This window comes from Rhizobium sp. SRDI943 (assembly GCF_057653695.1).
The window spans coordinates 3,932,997-3,953,081 of the sequence record NZ_CM172787.1 but is presented as its reverse complement, the minus strand read 5'-3'; the positions used below and the strand labels follow the sequence as shown (position 1 = coordinate 3,953,081).

General features: G+C 60.9%; 18 protein-coding genes, 1 tRNA gene and 1 pseudogene. 9 read left to right on the top strand and 11 right to left on the bottom strand.

All coding sequences use genetic code 11. The features are described from left to right. Positions 1 to 41 precede the first annotated feature (41 nt). Positions 42 to 599, top strand: a complete 558-nt coding sequence (locus AC245Y_RS19920; protein ID WP_012759160.1) for an HNH endonuclease — start codon at positions 42 to 44, stop codon at positions 597 to 599. 78 nt (positions 600 to 677) lie between these two features. Here the strand turns inward: AC245Y_RS19920 and AC245Y_RS19915 are convergent, their stop codons facing one another. Together AC245Y_RS19915 and AC245Y_RS19910 are read right to left on the bottom strand one after the other, a co-directional pair. Continuing rightward, the gene (locus AC245Y_RS19915; RefSeq protein WP_017995314.1) at positions 678 to 1,190 is read right to left on the bottom strand and encodes a disulfide bond formation protein B; all 513 of its coding nucleotides are present in this window, start codon (positions 1,188 to 1,190) and stop codon (positions 678 to 680) included. A gap of 78 nt (positions 1,191 to 1,268) precedes the next feature. Further along, positions 1,269 to 1,859 (bottom strand): YqaA family protein, encoded by a 591-nt coding sequence (locus AC245Y_RS19910; RefSeq protein WP_017995313.1) that lies wholly within the window; start codon positions 1,857 to 1,859, stop codon positions 1,269 to 1,271. 197 nt (positions 1,860 to 2,056) lie between these two features. On the opposite strand from AC245Y_RS19910, the gene AC245Y_RS19905 reads away from it, so the two are divergent. After that, on the top strand, positions 2,057 to 2,347 hold the full coding sequence (locus AC245Y_RS19905; protein ID WP_017995312.1) for a hypothetical protein: 291 nt from the start codon (positions 2,057 to 2,059) through the stop codon (positions 2,345 to 2,347). A gap of 47 nt (positions 2,348 to 2,394) precedes the next feature. Here AC245Y_RS19905 and AC245Y_RS19900 read toward each other — a convergent pair whose 3' ends face one another. Next, positions 2,395 to 4,143 carry a cation:proton antiporter domain-containing protein gene (locus AC245Y_RS19900; RefSeq protein ID WP_017995311.1) on the bottom strand — a complete coding sequence of 583 codons (1,749 nt, stop codon included), beginning with the start codon at positions 4,141 to 4,143 and terminating at the stop codon, positions 2,395 to 2,397. 212 nt (positions 4,144 to 4,355) lie between these two features. Here AC245Y_RS19900 and AC245Y_RS19895 point away from each other — a divergent pair, with 212 nt between their 5' ends. Together AC245Y_RS19895 and AC245Y_RS19890 are read left to right on the top strand one after the other, a co-directional pair. Continuing rightward, positions 4,356 to 4,640 (top strand): hypothetical protein, encoded by a 285-nt coding sequence (locus tag AC245Y_RS19895; RefSeq protein WP_017995310.1) that lies wholly within the window; start codon positions 4,356 to 4,358, stop codon positions 4,638 to 4,640. Positions 4,641 to 4,809: 169 nt separating this feature from the next. Next, positions 4,810 to 5,097, top strand: a complete 288-nt coding sequence (locus tag AC245Y_RS19890; protein WP_012759154.1) for a hypothetical protein — start codon at positions 4,810 to 4,812, stop codon at positions 5,095 to 5,097. A gap of 238 nt (positions 5,098 to 5,335) precedes the next feature. On the opposite strand, the gene AC245Y_RS19885 is transcribed toward AC245Y_RS19890, so the two are convergent. Beyond that, positions 5,336 to 6,193 carry a LysR family transcriptional regulator gene (locus AC245Y_RS19885; RefSeq protein ID WP_017995309.1) on the bottom strand — a complete coding sequence of 286 codons (858 nt, stop codon included), beginning with the start codon at positions 6,191 to 6,193 and terminating at the stop codon, positions 5,336 to 5,338. A gap of 114 nt (positions 6,194 to 6,307) precedes the next feature. On the opposite strand from AC245Y_RS19885, the gene AC245Y_RS19880 reads away from it, so the two are divergent. Next, positions 6,308 to 6,766 (top strand): DUF3237 domain-containing protein, encoded by a 459-nt coding sequence (locus tag AC245Y_RS19880; protein ID WP_017995308.1) that lies wholly within the window; start codon positions 6,308 to 6,310, stop codon positions 6,764 to 6,766. A 369-nt stretch (positions 6,767 to 7,135) separates the two neighbouring features. Here the strand turns inward: AC245Y_RS19880 and AC245Y_RS19875 are convergent, their stop codons facing one another. Then, a complete protein-coding gene (locus AC245Y_RS19875) occupies positions 7,136 to 7,789 on the bottom strand; it encodes a hypothetical protein (protein ID WP_017995307.1) in 654 nt (217 codons plus the stop codon). Positions 7,790 to 8,008: 219 nt separating this feature from the next. Between AC245Y_RS19875 and AC245Y_RS19870 the strand changes: the two are divergent. After that, positions 8,009 to 8,092: pseudogene (locus tag AC245Y_RS19870) on the top strand (HNH endonuclease); the annotation flags it as partial. 54 nt (positions 8,093 to 8,146) lie between these two features. On the opposite strand, the gene AC245Y_RS19865 reads toward AC245Y_RS19870, so the two are convergent. Beyond that, positions 8,147 to 8,231 (bottom strand) — tRNA-Leu (locus AC245Y_RS19865). 125 nt (positions 8,232 to 8,356) lie between these two features. Next, a complete protein-coding gene (locus AC245Y_RS19860) occupies positions 8,357 to 9,652 on the bottom strand; it encodes an MFS transporter (RefSeq protein WP_017995305.1) in 1,296 nt (431 codons plus the stop codon). Positions 9,653 to 9,781: 129 nt separating this feature from the next. Here AC245Y_RS19860 and AC245Y_RS19855 point away from each other — a divergent pair, with 129 nt between their 5' ends. Then, positions 9,782 to 10,360: a TetR/AcrR family transcriptional regulator gene (locus tag AC245Y_RS19855; RefSeq protein ID WP_012759150.1), complete on the top strand. Its 579-nt coding sequence runs from the start codon at positions 9,782 to 9,784 to the stop codon at positions 10,358 to 10,360. Between the two features lie 90 nt (positions 10,361 to 10,450). Here AC245Y_RS19855 and AC245Y_RS19850 read toward each other — a convergent pair whose 3' ends face one another. After that, complete coding sequence (locus tag AC245Y_RS19850) at positions 10,451 to 11,431, bottom strand: aldo/keto reductase (RefSeq protein ID WP_017995304.1); 981 nt, start codon at positions 11,429 to 11,431, stop codon at positions 10,451 to 10,453. A gap of 223 nt (positions 11,432 to 11,654) precedes the next feature. Between AC245Y_RS19850 and AC245Y_RS19845 the strand changes: the two genes are divergently transcribed. After that, positions 11,655 to 13,286 carry an AMP-binding protein gene (locus tag AC245Y_RS19845; RefSeq protein ID WP_012759148.1) on the top strand — a complete coding sequence of 544 codons (1,632 nt, stop codon included), beginning with the start codon at positions 11,655 to 11,657 and terminating at the stop codon, positions 13,284 to 13,286. Between the two features lie 26 nt (positions 13,287 to 13,312). Here AC245Y_RS19845 and AC245Y_RS19840 read toward each other — a convergent pair whose 3' ends face one another. From AC245Y_RS19840 to secA, 3 genes are all read right to left on the bottom strand, one after another. Then, a complete protein-coding gene (locus tag AC245Y_RS19840; protein WP_017995302.1) occupies positions 13,313 to 14,590 on the bottom strand; it encodes a GNAT family N-acetyltransferase in 1,278 nt (425 codons plus the stop codon). Then, positions 14,591 to 16,006, bottom strand: a complete 1,416-nt coding sequence (locus AC245Y_RS19835) for a lipopolysaccharide biosynthesis protein (protein WP_032996727.1) — start codon at positions 16,004 to 16,006, stop codon at positions 14,591 to 14,593. It abuts the gene before it with no gap. Positions 16,007 to 16,186: 180 nt separating this feature from the next. Then, positions 16,187 to 18,904 (bottom strand): preprotein translocase subunit SecA, encoded by a 2,718-nt coding sequence (gene secA, locus AC245Y_RS19830; RefSeq protein ID WP_012759145.1) that lies wholly within the window; start codon positions 18,902 to 18,904, stop codon positions 16,187 to 16,189. 246 nt (positions 18,905 to 19,150) lie between these two features. Here secA and AC245Y_RS19825 point away from each other — a divergent pair, with 246 nt between their 5' ends. Further along, positions 19,151 to 20,032, top strand: coding sequence for a peptidylprolyl isomerase (locus tag AC245Y_RS19825; RefSeq protein ID WP_012759144.1), 882 nt, complete (start codon positions 19,151 to 19,153; stop codon positions 20,030 to 20,032). Positions 20,033 to 20,085 lie beyond the last annotated feature (53 nt).

The following is a 20,085-nucleotide window of genomic DNA, read 5'->3' as shown; positions in this document are numbered from 1 at the left end:
TAATATACAGGTGCAGATGCCGAATCGATCAGGAGAGTCCCTTGACGATTGCAGTCTCCCCACAGGCCCTGCCGGCGCTCGTTCTGAACGCTGACTACCGGCCGCTGAGTTATTACCCCTTGTCGTTGTGGTCCTGGCAGGACGCGATCAAGGCGGTATTTCTCGACCGTGTGAACATCATTGCAGAATATGAACATTCGGTTTCTTCGCCGAGCTTTTCGATGCGCCTTCCGAGTGTCGTGTGCCTGAAGACTTACGTTCAGCCGTCCCGCAATCCCGCTTTCACCCGGTTCAACGTCTTCCTGCGCGACCGGTTCGAATGCCAGTATTGCGGCGCCCATGACGACCTGACCTTCGACCACGTCATCCCGCGCGCCCATGGCGGCGAGACCACCTGGGAGAATGTCGTGGCAGCCTGCTCGCCTTGCAATCTGCGCAAGGGCAGCAAGCTTCCGAAGCAGGCAAGCATGTTCCCGGCGCAGAAGCCCTATCAGCCGACGGTGCAGGATCTGCACAATAACGGCCGGCTGTTCCCGCCGAACTACCTGCATGAAAGCTGGCTCGACTATCTCTATTGGGATACCGAACTGCAACCCTGATCGAACGGCCCGCAGCGCCGCGCATCTTTTTCAGAGGCGGCAAGGACGCTGCGGCACTTCGAATGCTGCATAATTTTATCAGGCGGCCTTGCGAACGCCGACAAAGGCGAAGGCTGCGAGCAGGATTCCGGCAATCACGTTCCAGCCCGCAAAAGACAGGCCGAGCACGCGCAGTGCCGCGTCGGTGCAGGACGGGCCCTTGATGGTGTTGAGCTCGCCGAGCAGATCGCCGGCATTGGTCGTCATGCTGCTTGCCGTCGTCGAGCAGGTGGCCGGGCCGGGCCAGAAGTGCCATTCCACACCGGCGTGATAAACACCCATGCCTGCCGTCACCAGCATCAGGATGCCGGCCGCGAGAATGAGCGCCCGGGTGATCCAATTCGGCAGTCCGACGAGCTCGGAGATCGCGGCCAGGATCGCGATCGGGATGGCGTAATAATAGGGCTGCCGTTGCAACAGGCAGAGCGCACAGGGAATATAACCGCCGATATACTGGAAGCCGAGCGCGGTGCCGACCGCCGCCGCCATGCCGATGGCGAGCAAAATGGAATAGACAAAGCCGGGGCGGGCGAGCGGCGAGGAAATAGTCATGGCGGAGCTCCGCGAGTTTAGTAGAGCATGAGATGCAGATTGAGATTTTAGGCCTGTTCGGCCGAAAACCATCCTCGCCTAGTGAGCGAAAGAGCGGTAGCCGACATATAGCACGATCACGGTAGCGGCACCGATGCCAACGATTTGGCCGAGGCGCTTCTCGATGAAGTCACGGATCGGCTCGCCGTAGCGGCGCAGCAGCCAAGCGAGGAAGAGGAAACGCGCGCCGCGTGCAATAATCGCGGAAACAATGAAAAGACCCAGATTGACGTGAATGACGCCAGACAGAATCGTCACGATCTTGATCGGCGGCAGATGCGCAAGACCTGATGTGACAAGCAGCAGCAGGATCCACTCGTAGGTGACATAGGCCTTCATCTGCTCAAAGGCATCGAGCTTGCCATAGAATTCGAGAACCGGCCGCGCCACCGTCTCATAGGCGTAAAAGCCGAGCGCCCAGCCGGCGATGCCGCCGAGTACGGAAGCGACGGTCGCGACCAGCGCGTAGCGATAGGAGCGTTCCGGCCTGGCAAGCGCCATCGGCAGGAACAGCACATCGGCGGGGACGAGAAAGATGGAGCTTTCGACGAAGGCGATGACGGCGAGCCAGATTTCGGCCGATTTGCGCGCGGCCAGAGACATGGTCCAGTCGTAAAGTCTGCGGAGCATTCCGTTTCCTTCCTGTTGCAGTGCAAAAGAGCTTTAGGGGCCGTGCGCGGCGCTGTAAATGCTCGCCCGTGTCCTTCCTGCCACCGCCGTCAAAAAATTTTCGTGATGACGGGTGTCAGCGCCTCTCCCAAGATTTCGGGAGATTGCGAATCGGCCATTCTGCGGCAAGCTGATTTAGGGTCGACGGGCAAGGTGGCATGAGAATGTTCAAAGTGATCGAAGGCGGCCGTGGGCGGGCCGTGCAAATGGATGACTGGTCCGAAGAGGGGCGCGGGCCAAGCAAAGAGGACGTGCGCCGGGAGGCTGCGCGGCGGATCAGCGAGAGCGGTTATCATCTGTCTCGCATCCGGGAATTCGCGACCGGCGTGCCAATGCTGGCGCCTCTTAAATACTTGTCGCTGCAGATCGATTTCGCAGCCGAGACGTTGTCGCGGCTCGACCCGATCCCGGAGGATTTCCGCTCAGATGGCTATTGGCCGGCGGGCTGAAGCCATCACGCTAGCGTGATTGCCGCTAAAATGCGGAGGTATTTGCGTCAGGACAGGTCCATCGACTTTTCCCATTGCTGACGCAGGACATTCATTTCCGTCCGCTTCTGGGCCATTTCGCTAACGGCGGCGCGCAGATGCGGATGGTGAGACATGAACATGTTGAAGTCGCGCCGTTCGAGCACCTCGAACTGGCAGAAATCGACGGCGATGACGTCGGCCGTGCGCCGTGCGCCAGTCAGCAGCGCCATTTCGCCGAAAAAGGCGCCCGGCTCCAGGCGGATCGCGCCACTGGCGAGCCGCACTTCCACCGCGCCCGAGGAGATGAAATACATGCTGTCGCCGCGGTCGCCGCGGCGGATGACGCGTTCGCCGGGCGGCGCGGATTTTGCCTTGAAGAGCAGTAGCAGTTCCTCCTGGGCGTCCTCGTCGACTTCGGAGAACAGCGGGAAAGTCTCGATCAGCTGTTGCATCTTCAGTTGATGCTGGCGCTCGCGCTCTTCGCCGAGCGCCCTGATCTTTTCCAGTTCTTTGCCGAGCGCCTTCTGCCTGCTCCTGCCGTAGCTTTCCCAGAGGGAGGGCCATTTCGAATGGATATATTTCTTCAGGCCGTCGGTTGCGAAGATCACGATCGGGTTGAGCGTGATCGACAGGATCGCGGCAGCCAGGATCAGATCCTGGCCCTCATGCGGCAAAAGCCCGAGTGAGACGCCGAGGCCGGCGAGGATGAAGGAAAACTCGCCGATCTGGGCGAGGCCGCCGGCCAATGTCAGTCCCATGCTGATCGGATATCTGAGCAGGATGACGATGAGGAAGGTGATGATGCCCTTGCCGAGGATGACGAGAGCCAGCGCGCCGATCACGGCCAGCGGCTGGCGCACCAGGATCGAGGGATCGAAGAGCATGCCGACGGAGACGAAGAACAGCACGGAGAAAGCGTTCTGCAGCGGCAGCGAGTCGGCGGCCGCCCTGTGGCTGAGCTGGGATTCGCTCATGACGACGCCGGCGAAAAATGCGCCGAGTGCAAAAGAGACGCCGAAGATCGCCGCCGAGCCGAAGGCGATGCCGAGTGCGATCGCCAGCACCGTCAGCGTAAAGAGTTCGCGTGAGCCGGTGCGGGCGATCATCGTCAGCAGCCAGGGCACGATGCGAGGGCCGAGGAAGATCGCCATGGCGGCGAAGGCCACAACCTTCAGCAGCGTCAGGCCGATCGTCAGCACCAGCGGCAGATCGCCGAGGCCGTGGTTGGTCGTAGTGCTGGCGTTGCCACCCAGAAGCTCTGCGAGTGCCGGCAGCAGCACCAGTGCCAGCACCATCACTAGGTCCTCAACGATCAGCCAGCCGACCGCGACGCGTCCGCTGGCCGCGTTGACGAGATTGCGCTCCTCCAGCGCCTTCAAGAGCACGACGGTGCTCGCCACCGACAGGCTGAGGCCGAGGACGATGCCGGCGCCGAGGCTCCAGCCCCAGAGTTTGCAAAGGCCAATGCCCAAGAGGGTGGCGAGGATAATACGCCCGATTGCGCCAGGCACGGCGATGCCGCGCACGGCGAGCAGGTCGGAGGCGGAAAAATGCAGGCCGACGCCGAACATCAAAAGGATCACGCCCATCTCGGCGAGCTGGCCGGCAAGGGCGGTATCGGCGACGAAGCCCGGCGTGAACGGCCCCATCAGGATGCCCGCCATCAAATAACCGACGAGTGGCGGCAGCCGAAGCCGGTCGGCGCCATAGCCCAGGATCGCTGCGAAAACGAAACTGACGGCGACCGTCGCGATAAGTCCTACTTCCTGATGCACGTCCGCCCTCTCTTGTGATAGCGGCGGCCACTTTGGACGAAGCGCAAGCAAAATTAAACAGTTGATTTGGGGATGGGCTGCTGTTCAGGCCTTCGTTCTCAGTCTTGGCTGGAGTGGCGCAGACGTCGTCCGCGGTACGGTCGGGCCGTCGCCGATGTTGGAACCACTTGCGTCGTGCCTCGTTGCTCTTTCATCAAGAAAGGAGAAACGACATGCGGAAGATGATCTTGAACTGTACTGTGGCGGCCCTTGCCGCCTGCTCGTATGCAGCGCCTGTTCTTGCCGACAGCGTTTATGTCAGGGAGCGTTCTTATGATGACGGCTATCGCCACGAGCGGGTACGACCCGGCATCACCATCAGCGAGCGTGGCGTCACTTTCGGCGCCGTGCGCGAACGTGAGCATCGCCGCTATCGCGATAATGGCTGCGAAACCAGGAGCGTCACCCGACAGACCGACGAAGGCGAGGTCACCAAGACGGTCCGGCGCTGCAATTAACGAAAAAGTATGCGATAAGGACGAAGCCCGGTTCCGACGAGCCGGGTTTTCGCCTTTTGTGGCAAGAATATCTCAATGCAGTGGTGAAAGTCGTCTGTCGGTGTTATGAGCACGCCTTTGGTAACAGCGCGTTCCCAGCGCAAGCACCGCCCGCACAGGATCTTTTAGTATGATTGAGCTTACGCCGTCCCAGATCGCCGCACTTAAACTCGCCAGGGATGGAGACCTTTATCCTCAGCCAGCCAATAAATGGACGCACGAGAACGCGACGGTGACTTATGCAAAAACTGACCGGTGGAAAGAGCGGCCTCAGAAAATAAAGTCGGTCACTGCCAAGACGCTGGGCGAGTTGAAGGAGCCGGGTTTTCTGGAGAGGCGGCACCTGGATGACGACGCAACAAAAGACGTCTACGGCATCACGATGGCCGGCAAGATGTGGCTGCTGAAGAATAAGTAAGCTTCGCTTAGGCGCTGAGTATTTTCACAAGCCTCCCAGCCGAACGGGATATGACGGCCTCATATCCGACTTTCGGGAGGGACTTGAGATCGCCGCCAAAGCGACCTTGGCCAATAAGAATTCTGTCGGGTACGGGCGGCGGTCGAGGCGGTCATGCAGCGTCGTCTTTCGCTGGCGCACAGCCGCCAGCGCCGGCGCCCCATCACGCGCAAGCCTTCACAGTGCCTTTAGTTCGGAATTATGCGGCCTCACCTGCCTGCGCGCGAAGCCATGCGCAGAGCTGCCGCGGCGCTTGGCGCGCGTCATTGGCGCGGATGAGCGCGAAATGCCAGGCTGGCCCGCTCAGCACGTGGGGGAACGGCGCGATCAGCCGGCCCTCGGTCAAAAGCGGCCGAAACAGCGATGGCGACAACAGCGCCACACCCACGCCTGCCAGCGCCGCATTGGCATCCAACTCGTGCGTGGGGTAATCGACCGCCAAAAAGCGCAAACCCTGAGGGGTCGCGCATTGAGCCTCCTTAAACCATTGCTCCCAATCAGGGTGCGGCAAAAGCTCGAAGTCAGCCAGCGCCTCCGGCGCGGGAAGCGTCCGCGTTCCAAGCTGGGAGGGCGACAGCATCGGCGTCACTTCTACGGGAGCGAGCCGATATTCTTCCAGCCCGGCCCATCCACCGCGACCCGTCCTTATGGCGACGTCGAATGCGCCCGGATCACGTATTTCCGCCGAGACGTCGACCTCGATGACGGAAGCTCCAGCCGTAGGATAGCGCGCCAGACGCGGTGCAAGCCAGCGTGACGCAAAGGTCGGCGGCGCCGTGAGCCTGAGTGGCGGCGTTGCCGCCTGAAATTCTGCAAGCGCCTCACCGATCCCGGTTAATGCCTCCCGGACCCGACTTGCCAGAACGGAGGCGGCGGCCGTCGGGACCACTCGCCGACCGGCGCGGATAAATAGCGGCTGACCGAGTTCAGCCTCCAGAGTGCGAATACGAAGGCTGACCGCCGCCGGTGTCAGAAACAAGCGTTCGGCTGCGCGCGCGAAGCTGCCGGCCGAGACACAGGCTTCCAATACGCGCAGAGACTCCAATGACGGCCGCATGATCAGCTTCCCTTTACGATCAATTTATCTTGCGGTGACGACAAGCAAAGCGCGTTTTGAAGGCGGAACGCCTTGGTGCAGTTTTGGGGGACAGCCAAGGATAGGAGATCTACTGTGTCCCTGCAATCTCAGCACCTGTTTACACTCTTTATCGCGCTTCATCCGACCCTGGAGCTTGGGCAGACGCCAGCCGGCGGCCGGCGGATTTTTCCTGTCTCGGGCGGACATTTCCAAGGGGAGCGCCTGAAAGGAAAAGTATCGCCACTGATCGGCTCGGATCTCCTGCTCGCTCGTGCCGACGGCACATTTCAGCAAGATGTCAGGCTTCTCCTCGTCGCCGAAGACGGGGGGCTCATCCTCATGACCTATCGCGGCATCAGGCGTGCGTCACAGGCCGTCGACGGGCGTTTGGCGCGCGGCGAAACGGTTGACGCTTCGGAATATTATCTGCGCACGACTCCGTATTTCGAGACCGCCGCGCCTGCGCATGTGTGGCTCAACAGCATTGTCGCGGTCGCAAAGGGCGGCAGGTGTCCCGGCGGTGTCGAATACGAAGTCTTTGAAGTTCTGTGACCACGATATTGTCCTCGCCGCTCTCTCACATTGCGGGCGGGGGTTTCCCCGATCGTCCACGCGAGACGACGCAGTCCGCTTGCGTTGCTTGAACCATCTGACAAAGAGCTTGAAGATTTTGGTGGGCGGCGGTTGCGGCAACCTACCCGATATACACGATCTCATTCATCAAGGCCGTCAACGCCTGCAGGGAGGTGAAGGCAATCCGGCAGGACGCACCGCGCGAATATTGGCAATGGGCCTATCCGCGCGACCCCCCCTGAGCGCACGAAGGTACTACGCCGATGAAGGAGCGCCTTGACAGGGAGTTGTCCACTCTCTTTTGGAACGTTCGGCGGCTCTACGAGATCAACCAGACGCTTTAAGCTTTCAATCATCTGGTTCAAAGTCTTGAAAGTCGAAGGCGGGACCGCTCTCCCAATGCATTCTGATTTCTTGGACAATCTCTTTGTTTTTCCAGAAACGGAAGCCGGCGGGGCGGTACCTATGCAAGGGCATCGTCGACGGGAATCCCAGCTCAGTCAGCAGTGCGATGCTGAGAGGTCCAAACGAAATCCTGCAGCCGACGACCTTTAGGGGATTGAGATTGCATATAGGGGCGAACTCGACCCTCAGTCGGTAGTTGTCGTACTGCTGCGGCGGCGGGAACGTCGTGTACAACCCAAAAGGCGCGGGAAGCTCTGGCCTTGTAAAGCAGGCCTCTATCATTGATTGATCGACTACGCTTCCAATCCGAGCCCCGTCCACCGTTGCCATATTCGAAAAGGTGTGAGCACAAAGCCGCTGCATCAGGAAGCGTTCGATGTCGTTGCCATTCAGGTCGAACGATCCATACTGAAGGGCTCTTGCAGCGACTACGCCATTCAGTAGCTTTGTTCCTGCGGTATCGAAATGATGCAGTTCCGAGTTGTGTTTTTTGCAAAGAACGTTCGCTGTCTTAGCGAGCGGGCGCGGATTTGGTATCTCGCGATCCCAGCGGTTGAATAGCTGACTTGGTCCGCGGCCGGTCATGTGGCGTGACATTAGGTGCTCACCCGAAATTTTGCGGTCACATCCCCCGAGAAAGCCAAGATAGCACCTTGGATTCGAATATGTGCCTGGATGTGCTGTCAGAACGTGGTGGCGTGGCTTCATCGCCGCACTACGGGCGGTAGATCGATTCTTGTCAACTTCAGCCGGTCGAAGCCGATCGGCGCGTCGCAATGGCGCAGAAATCCTCATACCACAGCGGACGTTCGATCGATGGCCCGCGTCCGCATCGACGCGGTGACCGGCTGCTGGATCTGGACCGGCCCGACCTCCGGCACCAAGGGTCGCGGCGCCGGCTGTGAGGCAAAAAGAGGGGAATCTTACTTAAAAATCAATGTCTGATTTGAAAGGTGGTGCCCCATGCCGGAGTCGAACCAGCACTTCTTTCGAAACTCGATTTTGAGTCGAGCGCGTCTACCAATTCCGCCAATGGGGCAACGGATACGAACGGGCGGCTGTCTAACATGCGAGCGCCCGCGCGCGCAAGACGGGCAAGCGAAGTTATCGGATTGATCCGGTAGAGAGATCCGGCCTCGCTTCGAGGCCGGATCTTGTCTGATATCAATGGGCGGCGGCCGATGCCGGGTTGCTCAGGCCGGACTTCTTCAGCGTGATCGCCAGGATCGAGGCCAGCAGGCAGAAGGCGCCGGCGACGAAGAAGGCGGGCAGGTAGCTCGAGAGCTCCGTGCGCGAGAGGCCGGCGCCATAGGCGGCGGTGGCGGCTCCCAGCTGATGTCCGGCAAAGACCCAGCCGAAGACGAGGCCGACCTTTTCAGGGCCGAAGCGGTCGGCGGCGATCTTGACGGTCGGCGGCACGGTGGCAATCCAGTCGAGGCCGTAGAAGACGGCAAAGATGGAGAGGCCGTAAAAGCTGAAATCGCTGAACGGCAGATAGAGCAGCGACAGGCCGCGCAGGCCGTAATACCAGAACAGCAGCCAGCGATTGTCGAAGCGGTCGGACAGCCAGCCGGAACCGATAGTGCCGAAGAAATCGAAGATGCCCATGACAGCCAGCACGCTGGCGGCGGCCACCGGCACGATGCCGAAATCGCCGCAAAGGGTGACGAAATGGGTCTGGATCAGGCCGTTGGTGCTGAGGCCGCAGATGAAAAAGGTGGCAAAGAGGATCCAGAAGGTCGAGGTCTTCGAAATTTCCCTGAGGACGGTGATCGGCGTCATCAGCGCGACGCCAAGCGAAGTGCTTGCCGGCGGCGGCGTTACCTGCGTTTCGCCGAAGGAGGGCAGGTTGAGGTCGGCGGGGCGGTCGCGCATGAAGGCAAGTACGGCAAGGGCTGCGACCATGATCATGGCGCAGACGAAAAACACCGTCGAGCGCCAGCCGTAACGTTCCGTCAGCTCCGCCATCAGCGGCAGGAAGACGAGCTGGCCGGTGGCCGAGCTTGCCGAGAGCATGCCGACTACGAGGCCGCGGTGCTTGGTAAACCAGCGGGAAGAGACGGTCGCGGCGAGCACCATGGCCGTCAGGCCCGTGCCGAAGCCGACGACGATGCCCCAAAGCAACAGCAGCTGCCACAGCGTCGTCATGAACAGCGAACCGACGAAGCCTGCGCCAATCAGCGCTAAGGCGAAGACGATGACCTTGCGCACGCCGAAATAATTCATGAAGGCGGCGGCGAACGGACCCATGAAGCCGAAAAGGATCAGCCGGATCGCAAGGGCCGAGGAAATCTGCGAGGTCTCCCAGCCGAATTCATCCTGCAGCGGCTTGATGAGCACGCCGGGTGCGCCCATGGCGCCGGCGGTGACCAGCATGGTGAGGAAGGTCGCGGCGACGACGACCCAGCCGTAATGGATGTTGCGCCGGGCAAGGGTGGAGGCGAGAGCTGTGGAAACCATGGGCAAGATTCCGTTTGAATTCAGGTCCGAGACGATAGTGGATCGATTTACATGATGGCCATCATATTTCTTGCGTATTGATGATGGACGTCATATATTTTGTCAAGCGACTATTTCTGGAGATGACAAATGCGGGTCAGCCGCGAGAAATTTGCTGAAAACCGCGAAAGGATCCTGAGCGTTGCCGGCGTGCTTTTCCGCGAAAACGGCTTCGACGGGGTCGGCGTCGCCGACATCATGAAGGCGGCGGGGCTGACGCATGGCGGCTTTTACGGTCATTTCGGTTCGAAGGACGACCTGGCGCTTGAGGTCAGCCGCAAGCTGATCGACAGGGTGGAAGAGCGCTGGAAGGAGCATATCGCCGAATCGCCGGACCGGCCGCTGGCAGCCCTTCTCGACCATTATATCCACTGGCGCACAGTTGACGATCCGGGCGGCAGCTGCGTCTTCGCAACGCTGATCCAGGAAGTCAGCCGCAGCCGCGGCGCGGTCCGTGCGGTCTTCAGCGATGGGCTGTCCGTGCTGGTCGACACGCTTGCCGATATCGTTCCCGGCGAAACGGAAGAGGAGCGCCGCGCCAATGCGACGACGACACTCTCATCGATGATGGGTGCCGTCATTCTTGCTCGTGCTGTCGAGGACAAAGCGCTTGCCGAGCAGTTTCTGGTGACGATGCGCCGGCAGCTCGATCCTGAAAGCCCGAAATAATCTCAGTCGCGAATGGCCATGGTTTCGATCTCCCTCTCCAAGTGGAGAGGGATCTGCCTTGCAGGTGCCTGAGGACCGAAAAGCCAGCGGCTACTTGAAGCCGGCGATGGCGTGCGGGATGTAGGGTGCTTCCAGCGCCGCGATCTCCTCGGCGGTGAGCTTGACCGAGAGCGACGCAACGGCGTCTCTGAGGTGGTTCGGTTTGGACGCGCCGATAATCGGGGCGGTCACCGCACTCTTCTGCAGGATCCAGGCGGTTGCGACCTGGGCGCGGGAGACGTTGCGGGCCTTGGCGATTTCGGCCACGGCCCCGACGATCTTGCGGTCGGCATCGATGGACTGGGTGTAAAGCGTCTTGCCGAATTCGTCGGTTTCGCTACGTGCCGTCGTCTCCTCCCAGTCGCGGGTCAGGCGGCCGCGGGCAAGCGGGCTCCAGGGGATGACGGCGATTTTCTGATCCTCGCAAAGCGGCAGCATTTCGCGCTCTTCCTCACGGTAGAGCAGGTTCAGGTGGTCCTGCATGCTGACGAATTCGGTCCAGCCGTTCAGCCTGGAGACGTAAAGCGCCTTGGCGAATTGCCAGGCATACATGGAGGAGGCGCCGATATAACGCGCCTTGCCCGATTTGACGACGTCGTGCAGCGCTTCCAGCGTTTCCTCGATCGGCGTCGTGTAGTCGAAGCGATGGATCTGGTAGAGATCCACGTAGTCGGTGCCGAGGCGACGCAGACTATTGTCGATCTCGTCGAAGATCGCCTTGCGCGACAGGCCGGCGCCGTTCGGGCCCGGCCGCATGCGGTTGAACACCTTGGTCGCCAGCACGATGTCTTCGCGTTTGGCGAAGTCTTTTATGGCACGGCCGACGATCTCCTCTGAGGAACCATTGGAATAGGTGTTGGCGGTGTCGAGGAAATTGATGCCGAGGTCGATCGCCTGCTTGATCATCGTCCGGCTTTCTTCTTCCCGCAGGCTCCAGGCATGATTGCCGCGGCCGGGATCGCCGAAGGTCATGCAGCCCAAGCAGATCTTCGACACTTCGAGGCCGGTCTTCCCAAATTTTGTGTATTCCATGAAACGACTCCGTGATGAATTTAATAACCCCAGACGGCCTTCCATGATTTAGCGCGAGATGGCCAAAGTCGCAGGGTGGCACATGAAAAATTATGCTGCATGCGCACAATGATCCGTGATCGAGACCTCTGAAGCCGCTCTCTTCGCTATCGATTCCGGCTGCAGCTTGCACATTCCCGCCGCAAGATGTTAGCTGATGCAGCATTTTTACCGGAATCCGACCATGCAGCTGCCGTCCCACGATCGCTATGACGATCTCTATTGCAATTTCTCCTGGCAGATCACGGAGGATTTCAATATCGGCCGCGCCGTCAGCGACGACTGGGCCGCGAGAGAACCCGAGCGCGTCTGCCTCGAGCATTTCAGCCCCGACGGCAATCATCGCGCGATGACCTATCGCGCGCTCGCCGACCGTTCCTCGGCCTTTGCAAATGCGCTCGTTTCACTTGATATCAAACGCGGCGATCGCGTCGCGCTGCTCTTGCCGCAATCCTTCGAAACGGTGATCGCGCATGTGGCGATCTACAAGACCGGCGCGATCGCGCTGCCACTGGCGCTGCTTTTCGGCGTCGAGGCGCTGGAATACCGGCTGAAGGCGGCAGGTGCTGTGGCCGTCGTCACCAATGGTTTCGGTCTCGAACGCATCCGGCAGATCCGCGGACGCCTGCCGGCGCTGAAGCATATCGTCAGCATCGACGGGGCGAGTGGCGATGCGACTGCTTTCGCCGAACTGGTGGATGGCTATCCCCCTGTCTTCGACATCGCCAAAACCGGTCCGGACGATCCGGCGCTGATGATCTTCACTTCGGGAACGACGGGGCCGCCCAAGGGCGCGTTGCACGGCCACCGCGTCCTGCCCGGCCATATTCCGGGCATGCAGTTCGCCCATGAGGGGTTTCCGCGGCCGGGTGATAAGGTCTGGACGCCGTCCGACTGGGCCTGGGCCGGCGGGCTGCTCAACGCGCTGCTGCCGAGCCTTCTGCTCGGGATTCCTGTCGTCTCTTCGCCGGCGCAGAAATTCGATGCCGACATGGCCTATCGCATCATGGCCGAGATGAAGGTGCGCAATGCCTTCATTCCGCCGACGGCGCTAAGGCTGATGAGATCCGTTGCCGATCCGCGCTCGAAATATGATCTGGCGCTGCGCACCATCGGCTCGGCCGGGGAGGCGCTCGGCCGCGAGACCTATGAATGGGCGCGGCATGTGCTCGGCATCACCGTCAACGAATTCTACGGCCAGACGGAGTGCAATTTCGTGCTTGCGTCGAGCGCTGCCTATGGCGTCACCAAAGCGGGCGCCATCGGACGGGCAGTGCCCGGGCACCGCGTCGCGATCGTCAGCGAGACGGGCGACGAGTTGCCCGTCGGCGAACCGGGCCAGATTGCCATCGCCAGTCCCGATCCTGTCATGTTCCTCGGCTACTGGGACGATACGGCAGCGACGGAACGAAAATTCGTCAAAGGCTGGCTGCTCACCGGCGATATCGGCCGGCAGGACGCCGAGGGATATGTGACCTTCGAAGGCCGCGACGACGACGTCATCACCTCGTCGGGATATCGCATCGGCCCGGCCGAGATCGAGGACTGCCTGATCGGTCATCCCGCCGTGCAGCTTGCCGCCGCCGTCGGCAAACCCGATGCCGTGCGCACCGAGATCGTCAAGGCCTATATCGTGCTTTCACCAGGCCATCGGCCAAGCGAGACGCTGGCCACCGACATCAGGGAATGGGTGAAGACGCGGCTTTCGATGCACGAATATCCGCGCGAAGTGGAATTCATCGATGCATTGCCGCTGACCACCACCGGGAAGGTCATCCGACGGCTGCTACGCGAAAGGGCCGCTGGCGAGGGATAGAACTGCTACGCATTTTGCTGGAATGCTTAGCCCCGGCCGGCAAGCGACATGATCTTTTCGCGCAGCATCTTCGCCATATTGCGGGTACTGCGGTACATGTGCAGCTGGGCGGTGACCTGGCGCATGTCGCGGTCGCTGTTCTGCGTCAAGCCGATTACCAGCGTTCCCATCTCCTCGCGCTCCTGCCAGAAGCGGCTCATGATCGGATGATCCGAGACCGCGCAGGAATCGGAGCGGACGATATTGGCGTCGTCGAGATGCCATTCGGTGAGTTCGCTCATCAACAGCTTGCCAGGCGAATAGCGGGCATAGTTTTCGTCGTAGGCAGTCTTCCAGGTATAGGCCTCGCCGCCCATCATCAGCACGACGATGGCGGCAATCGCCTTGCCGTTGAGATCGATCGTGTGAATACGCACGGCATCGACGGCGGCAAGGTTCGATACCGCCTCGCGGGCGAAGGCCGTGTGATAACGATCGGTGACGAGAGCGCTTCGCCGCTTGCCCTTCCAGCCACCGGCTTCCATCGCCAGGAATTCCTCGAAGCGGATATGGATTTCGCGCGGTTGGCGGGCGACGGTATAGACCGTCGTTCCCTGTTCCTCCAGCAGCCGCCACTGGCGGCGCATCTCGCGCATATGCGAGGAGGCGATGGTTTTGCTGAGATAGGCCGGCGCCTCTTCCTCGCTCTGCAGCATCGGGCGCAGGTAGGGATTGGTGACGGTGACGGGAAGATTGCGGCTGAGCGCCACGGCCTTGACCATGCGCACGAAGATACCGTTCAGCCTGAGATCCGGCAGAACCAGTATGCCGGGCAGATTGAGATCACGGGCGGTCAGTCCCTCGAAGAGATTGTCGAGGGTCTCGGCGGCATCCTCGCCATCGACGAGCGGCGTGCCGAGCGGACCGAAACTGTTCGACCAGCCGCGGATGATCGACGGGCCGACGGCAAAACCCGGCTTGTCGACCGAAAACGGCAAAAGGAAGCGCATGCGGCTGCGGCCGGCACTGTGGTCGCGGATCAGGGCGAAGTTCACCTGCCGGTCTTCGAGCCGCGGCATGGCGGGGGCGAGGAAGCGGCCGGAGAAAAAGACGTTCGGTTCCATCGCCCGGTTGGAAAGGAAATCGAGCTCATCCTGAAGCTCATAGCCGAGCTTACCCGGATAGAGGCAGAGCTCGCGCCCCGGCCGGCCGATCTCGGCGCGAGCCTCGGCTTGCGGCGCTTCGAAATGCAGTGCTGCGAGATCATGCACCATGCGGTTCGCAGCGCTGTCGGTGCTTTCGGTAACGGGGGGGATACGCACCATCTATCGAACTCTCATTTCTGGCGTTGCGGCGGAGGGGCTGGCGAAAGCGAAAAGGACGATGCCAAGCGTGCGGCGCACGGCGAGATGCAACAGGATCGCCTCGACTGCCATGGCGGAGGCCGTGGCGATCGCCGTGCCTTCGATGCCGTAATGCGGGATCAAAGCGAGGTTGAGGCCGACATTGGCCGTCAGTGCGCCGGCATAGAGCGCGACGCAGAGGTTCTGTTTGCCTGCCATCATCAGCAGCGTTTCGGCCGGGCCGACCAGCGATTTGGCGAGGATGCCGGCGAGCAGGATCGCCATGACCAGATAGCCTGATGTAAAAGCGCCGCCGAAGAGCGACAGCAGCAGATGGCCGGCCGCAAGCACGACAAGGCCGACCCCGAGCGCTGGCCAGAAGGTCCAGCGCGCGGCGTCGATGGCAGCGGCTACCAGCTCTCCGTGGTTGCCTTCGGCGATGATCGAGGAAAAGCGCGGGCCGGAGGCCGCCTTGACCGAGAAATTGATGAAATGCACCAGCGCCATCGTTTTGGCAGCGGCGAAGTAGATGGCGACATCGTGCGGCTCGAGGAAGATGCCGACGACGACGACATCGGAATTGGTGAGCAGGAAGCTCACGCCCTCGATCAGGAAAATCGGAAAGGCGACGCTGAACCAGGCGAGGAAATCGACCTTGCGCGGGCCGTCGTCATAATGCCGGCGAAGGCGGTAGAGCGTTGCGGCATATTGGCCGAGGGCGGTGACGTAGGTCGCAACGAGCGCTGCCTGCATCGCGGTGACGGCAGTGTGATCGGCGCCGATGGCAATCGCAATTAGCATGAAGAGGATGATGAGGATCGGGCGGACGATATAGACGGGGCTCAGTGCCATCACCGGCCAATGGTTTGCCCGCGACGTCCCTTCCAGAATGTCGCCGAGCGCGATCATCGGCATGGCGAGCAGACCGATGAAGATCGGGACGAGATAATAGACCTGGATCATATCGCCGAAGAAATGCAGCCCGAGCATGCCGGCAGCGAGCACCGCCGTACCTGATAGCAGCGCAAAGATGCGCGCCGTGCCGGTCAGGCCGCGGATTTCTTCGAAAGCGCCCGCTGCCCTGTATTGCGGCAGGAAGCGGACGATTGCGGTGTGGAAACCGAGGCATGAGAGATCGCCGAAGACGACGACCAGCACCCAGACGAAAACGAAGATGCCATATTCATATTCACCCATCAGCCGGGCGAGCACGATCTGCGAGACGAAGGCGAGTGCGGCGCTGAGGATGCGGATCGAAAAGGCCGTCAGCGCCATGCGCTGGGCGGCCGCCCTCTCGCCGCGTTCGGTGAGCACGGCCGCAAGCAAACGCAGCGTCCGGCCGCCGATCGGGCGCAGGCCGGCGGGCAGCATCTTCTCCGCTGTTTCTATGACCGCCATGATGAACACGCAAAACTCTGAGGTCAGGCAAATCGCCCCTGAAGTCTTGCCAGAACAGGGTTAAGAAACGGTTCCGGATCAAGCTTGAGTCCGATGCTAGAATTCCGAATTTCCGGCGTTGCCGCAGAAAAGAAAATGCCGCCCGGAGGCGGCATTTTCGCGGATCTTTGCGGGCTTGCCTCAGACCTGCTCGAAGGCGCCGTGGCAGTGCTTGTATTTCTTGCCGGAGCCGCAGGGGCAGGTCTCGTTGCGGCCGACCTTGCCCCATGTGGCCGGGTCATCCGGGTTGCGGTTTTCAGGAGAAACGATGACTTCCGACGCCTGGTAGATCGCCGGGGCGAAATCATCCTCGCCGGTCGTCGGATCCAGGTGATGGGCCTGCATCAGCGGTGGTTCTGGTTCGGCAGGGGCCTGCTGCACCAGTTCGACGCGCATCAGCTGGGCAGTAACGGCCTCGCGCAGGTTGTTGAGCAGCGCGGTGAAGAGCTCGAAGGCCTCCGACTTGTATTCCTGCAGCGGATCGCGCTGAGCATAGCCACGGAAGCCGATGACGGAGCGCAGATGGTCGAGGTTGACGATGTGCTCGCGCCAGAGATGATCGAGCGTCTGCATGACGATCGAGCGTTCGACATAATGCATGATGTCGTCACCGAAGCGCTCGGCCTTTTCCGTGAAGGCGGCATTGGTGGCTTCCGTCAGGCGCTCGCGGATATCGTCTTCGCCGATACCTTCTTCCTTCACCCAGTCCTCGATCGGCAGGTCGAGATTGAGAATGTTCAACGCGCCGGTCTTCAGGCCGGCGGCATCCCATTGTTCGGCATAGGCACGTTCGGGGATATGCTTTTCGACCATGTCCTCGATCACCTCACGGCGCATATCGGAAACGGTCTCGGAAATATTGGTCGATTCCATCAGTTCGAGGCGCTGCTCGAAGATCACTTTGCGCTGATCGTTGAGAACGTCGTCATACTTCAGGAGGTTCTTGCGGATGTCGAAGTTGCGGGCTTCGACCTTCTTCTGGGCGCGCTCCAGGGCCTTGTTGATCCAGGGATGGACGATCGCCTCGCCCTCCTTGAGGCCGAGCTTGGTCAGCATGCTGTCCATGCGATCGGAGCCGAAGATGCGCATCAGGTCGTCCTGAAGCGACAGGTAGAACTTCGAGCGGCCAGGGTCGCCCTGACGGCCGGAGCGGCCGCGCAGCTGGTTGTCGATGCGGCGGCTTTCATGGCGTTCGGTCGCGATGACGTAGAGGCCGCCGGCTTCGAGCGCCTTCTGCTTGAGTTCCTTGATCTCCTCGATGATCGCCTGGATCCGGGCGTCACGCTCCGGACCGGCTTCGACTTCGCCGAGCTCGCGCTCGATGCGCATGTCGAGGTTGCCGCCGAGCTGGATGTCGGTGCCGCGGCCGGCCATGTTGGTGGCGATGGTGATGGCACCGGGCACGCCGGCCTGAGCGACGATATAGGCTTCCTGCTCGTGGTAGCGGGCGTTCAGCACCTTGAAGTCGTCGAAGCCCTGCTTGCGCAGGCGCTCGGCGAGCAGTTCCGATTTCTCGATCGAGGTGGTGCCGACCAGCACCGGCTGGCCGCGCTTGTGGGCGTCGAGGATCTCCTCGATGATCGCCTTGAACTTCTCGTCGAAGGTCCGGTAGACCTCGTCGTCCTCGTCGAGGCGCTTGATCGGCAGGTTGGTCGGGACCTCGATGACATCGAGATTGTAGATATTGGCGAATTCTTCCGCTTCCGTCTGCGCCGTGCCGGTCATGCCGGCGAGCTTGTCGTACATGCGGAAGTAGTTCTGGAAGGTGATCGAGGCCAGCGTCTGGTTTTCCGGCTGGATCTGCACCTTTTCCTTGGCTTCGAGCGCCTGGTGCTGGCCTTCCGAATAGCGGCGGCCCGGCATCATGCGGCCGGTGAACTCGTCGATGATGACGACTTCGTCGTTGCGGACGATATAGTCCTTGTCGCGCTGGAACAGCTTGTGGGCCTTCAGCGCGTTGTTGACGTGGTGGACGATCGCAACGTTCTCGATGTCGTAGAGCGCGTTGCCTTTCAAGAGGCCGGCCTGGCGGAGCAGGTTTTCCAGCTTTTCGGTGCCCTCTTCGGAGAAGTTGGCCGAGCGCTGCTTCTCGTCGATCTCGTAATCGCTCGGCACCAGCAGCGGAATGTAGGCGTCGATCGTATTATAGAGTTCGGAGCGGTCGTCGAGCGGACCGGAGATGATCAGCGGCGTGCGCGCCTCGTCGACGAGGATCGAGTCCACTTCGTCGACGATTGCGAAGTTGTGGCCGCGCTGGACCATCTGGTTCTTCTCGTACTTCATGTTATCGCGCAGATAATCGAAGCCGAGTTCGTTGTTGGTGGCGTAAGTGATGTCGCAGGCATAGGCCGCGTGGCGTTCCTCGTCGGAAAGGCCGTGGACGATGACGCCGGTAGTCATGCCGAGGAAGCCGTAGACACGGCCCATGGTCGCGGCATCGCGCTGGGCGAGGTAATCGTTGACGGTGACGACGTGCACGCCCTTGCCGGAAAGCGCGTTCAGATAGACCGGCAGGGTGGCGACGAGGGTCTTGCCTTCGCCGGTCTTCATCTCTGCGATCGCATTTGAATGCAGGATCATGCCGCCGACCAGCTGTACGTCAAAAGGTCGCAGGCCGAGAACGCGGCGCGAGGCTTCGCGCACGACGGCAAAGGCCGGGATCAGAATGTCGTCGAGCGTCTTGCCCTCGGCGAGCAGGGCGCGAAACTCCACGGTCTTTGCCGCGAGCTGCTCGTCCGTCAGGGCCTTCGTCTTCTCTTCGATAGAGTTGATGGCAGTGACGTTCGGCTGGTAGGACCGCACGCGGCGGTCGTTGGAAGACCCAAATAACTTGCGGGCTATACCGCCAAAGCTGACCATATGACTGGCCCTTTCTCAATATTCATCCCCGGCGTTTCTTGTCCGCGGCCCAGCCGAAAATCAGGCGCGCGCCTTAAAACGCCCGGAAACTGTTCTGGACGCGAGGTTGCGTGACAGATAAGAGGGGGGTCGAATGATGTCAACGGATTTGGCGGATACAGAAAGGCCACAATCCGGTGTTGATGGCTATTTTGGGCTGGATTCAGGGGATGCTGAAACCGGCAATGTAACTGTGAAGGGTATTTCATGTTGAGCACCAACAAACTTGCCGTTCTGGCGTTTGCAACTTTTGTTGCGCTCCAGGCCCCGGCCTATGCCGATGACGCCGTCATCGCCAAGGTCGGCACCCTGGAAATCCACCAGTCGGAACTCGACCTCGCCGTCGCCAATCTCGACCCCCAGCTGGCGCAGCTTCCCGATGACCAGAAGAAGGTCGCAGCCCTTTCCGCCGCCATCGACGTGAAACTGCTCGCCGCCGACGCTGCGGCCGAGAAGCTCGATCAAACCGACGAATTCAAGAAGCGCATGCAATACCTCACCGACCGCGAGTTGCACAATGCCTACTTCAAAAAGCATGTCGTCGACATCGTGACGCCTGACGAAGTCAAGGCCCGTTACGACAAGGAAGTCGCCGCCCTGCCGAAGCAGGAAGAAGTCCACGCCCGTCATATCCTCGTCAAGACCGAGGACGAAGCCAAGGACATCATCAAGCAGCTCGACGCCGGCAAGGATTTTGCCGAACTCGCCAAGGAAAAGTCCACCGATCCGAACAAGTCGGAAGGCGGCGATCTCGGCTATTTCTCGCGCGGCCGCATGGTCAAGGAATTCGAAGACGCAGCCTTCGCGCTTGAGAAGGGCACCTATTCCAAGACACCGGTTAAGACCGATTTCGGCTTCCACGTCATCAAGGTCGAGGATAAGCGCGACGCTCCGCCGCCGCCTTTCGAGCAGGTGCAGGATCAGGTTCGTCAGCTCGTCATGCGCGACAAGTATCTTGAGCTTCTGAACAAGGCAAAGGCCTCCGCCAAGATCGAGATCACGGACGAGACGCTACGCAAGGGTTACGACCAGGCCAACAAGCAGCCGGAGCCGGGCAGCGAGCCCGTCGCCCCGGCGCCGAAGCAGTAAAATTCGCATCAGGGCCCGGTTCTTCCGGGCCCTTCATTAGATCCCGGATGATC

Excerpts from the sequence above, each read along its gene's own strand:
- AC245Y_RS19825 (WP_012759144.1), top strand. The coding sequence starts at position 19,151 with ATGTTGAGCACCAACAAACTTGCCGTTCTGGCGTTTGCAACTTTTGTT.
- AC245Y_RS19860 (WP_017995305.1), bottom strand. The coding sequence starts at position 9,652 with ATGGTTTCCACAGCTCTCGCCTCCACCCTTGCCCGGCGCAACATCCAT.
- secA (WP_012759145.1), bottom strand. The coding sequence starts at position 18,904 with ATGGTCAGCTTTGGCGGTATAGCCCGCAAGTTATTTGGGTCTTCCAAC.
- AC245Y_RS19915 (WP_017995314.1), bottom strand. The coding sequence starts at position 1,190 with ATGACTATTTCCTCGCCGCTCGCCCGCCCCGGCTTTGTCTATTCCATT.
- AC245Y_RS19875 (WP_017995307.1), bottom strand. The coding sequence starts at position 7,789 with ATGTCACGCCACATGACCGGCCGCGGACCAAGTCAGCTATTCAACCGC.
- AC245Y_RS19855 (WP_012759150.1), top strand. The coding sequence starts at position 9,782 with ATGCGGGTCAGCCGCGAGAAATTTGCTGAAAACCGCGAAAGGATCCTG.
- AC245Y_RS19845 (WP_012759148.1), top strand. The coding sequence starts at position 11,655 with ATGCAGCTGCCGTCCCACGATCGCTATGACGATCTCTATTGCAATTTC.
- AC245Y_RS19910 (WP_017995313.1), bottom strand. The coding sequence starts at position 1,859 with ATGCTCCGCAGACTTTACGACTGGACCATGTCTCTGGCCGCGCGCAAA.
- AC245Y_RS19895 (WP_017995310.1), top strand. The coding sequence starts at position 4,356 with ATGCGGAAGATGATCTTGAACTGTACTGTGGCGGCCCTTGCCGCCTGC.
- AC245Y_RS19840 (WP_017995302.1), bottom strand. The coding sequence starts at position 14,590 with ATGGTGCGTATCCCCCCCGTTACCGAAAGCACCGACAGCGCTGCGAAC.
- AC245Y_RS19850 (WP_017995304.1), bottom strand. The coding sequence starts at position 11,431 with ATGGAATACACAAAATTTGGGAAGACCGGCCTCGAAGTGTCGAAGATC.
- AC245Y_RS19905 (WP_017995312.1), top strand. The coding sequence starts at position 2,057 with ATGAGAATGTTCAAAGTGATCGAAGGCGGCCGTGGGCGGGCCGTGCAA.
- AC245Y_RS19890 (WP_012759154.1), top strand. The coding sequence starts at position 4,810 with ATGATTGAGCTTACGCCGTCCCAGATCGCCGCACTTAAACTCGCCAGG.
- AC245Y_RS19835 (WP_032996727.1), bottom strand. The coding sequence starts at position 16,006 with ATGGCGGTCATAGAAACAGCGGAGAAGATGCTGCCCGCCGGCCTGCGC.
- AC245Y_RS19885 (WP_017995309.1), bottom strand. The coding sequence starts at position 6,193 with ATGCGGCCGTCATTGGAGTCTCTGCGCGTATTGGAAGCCTGTGTCTCG.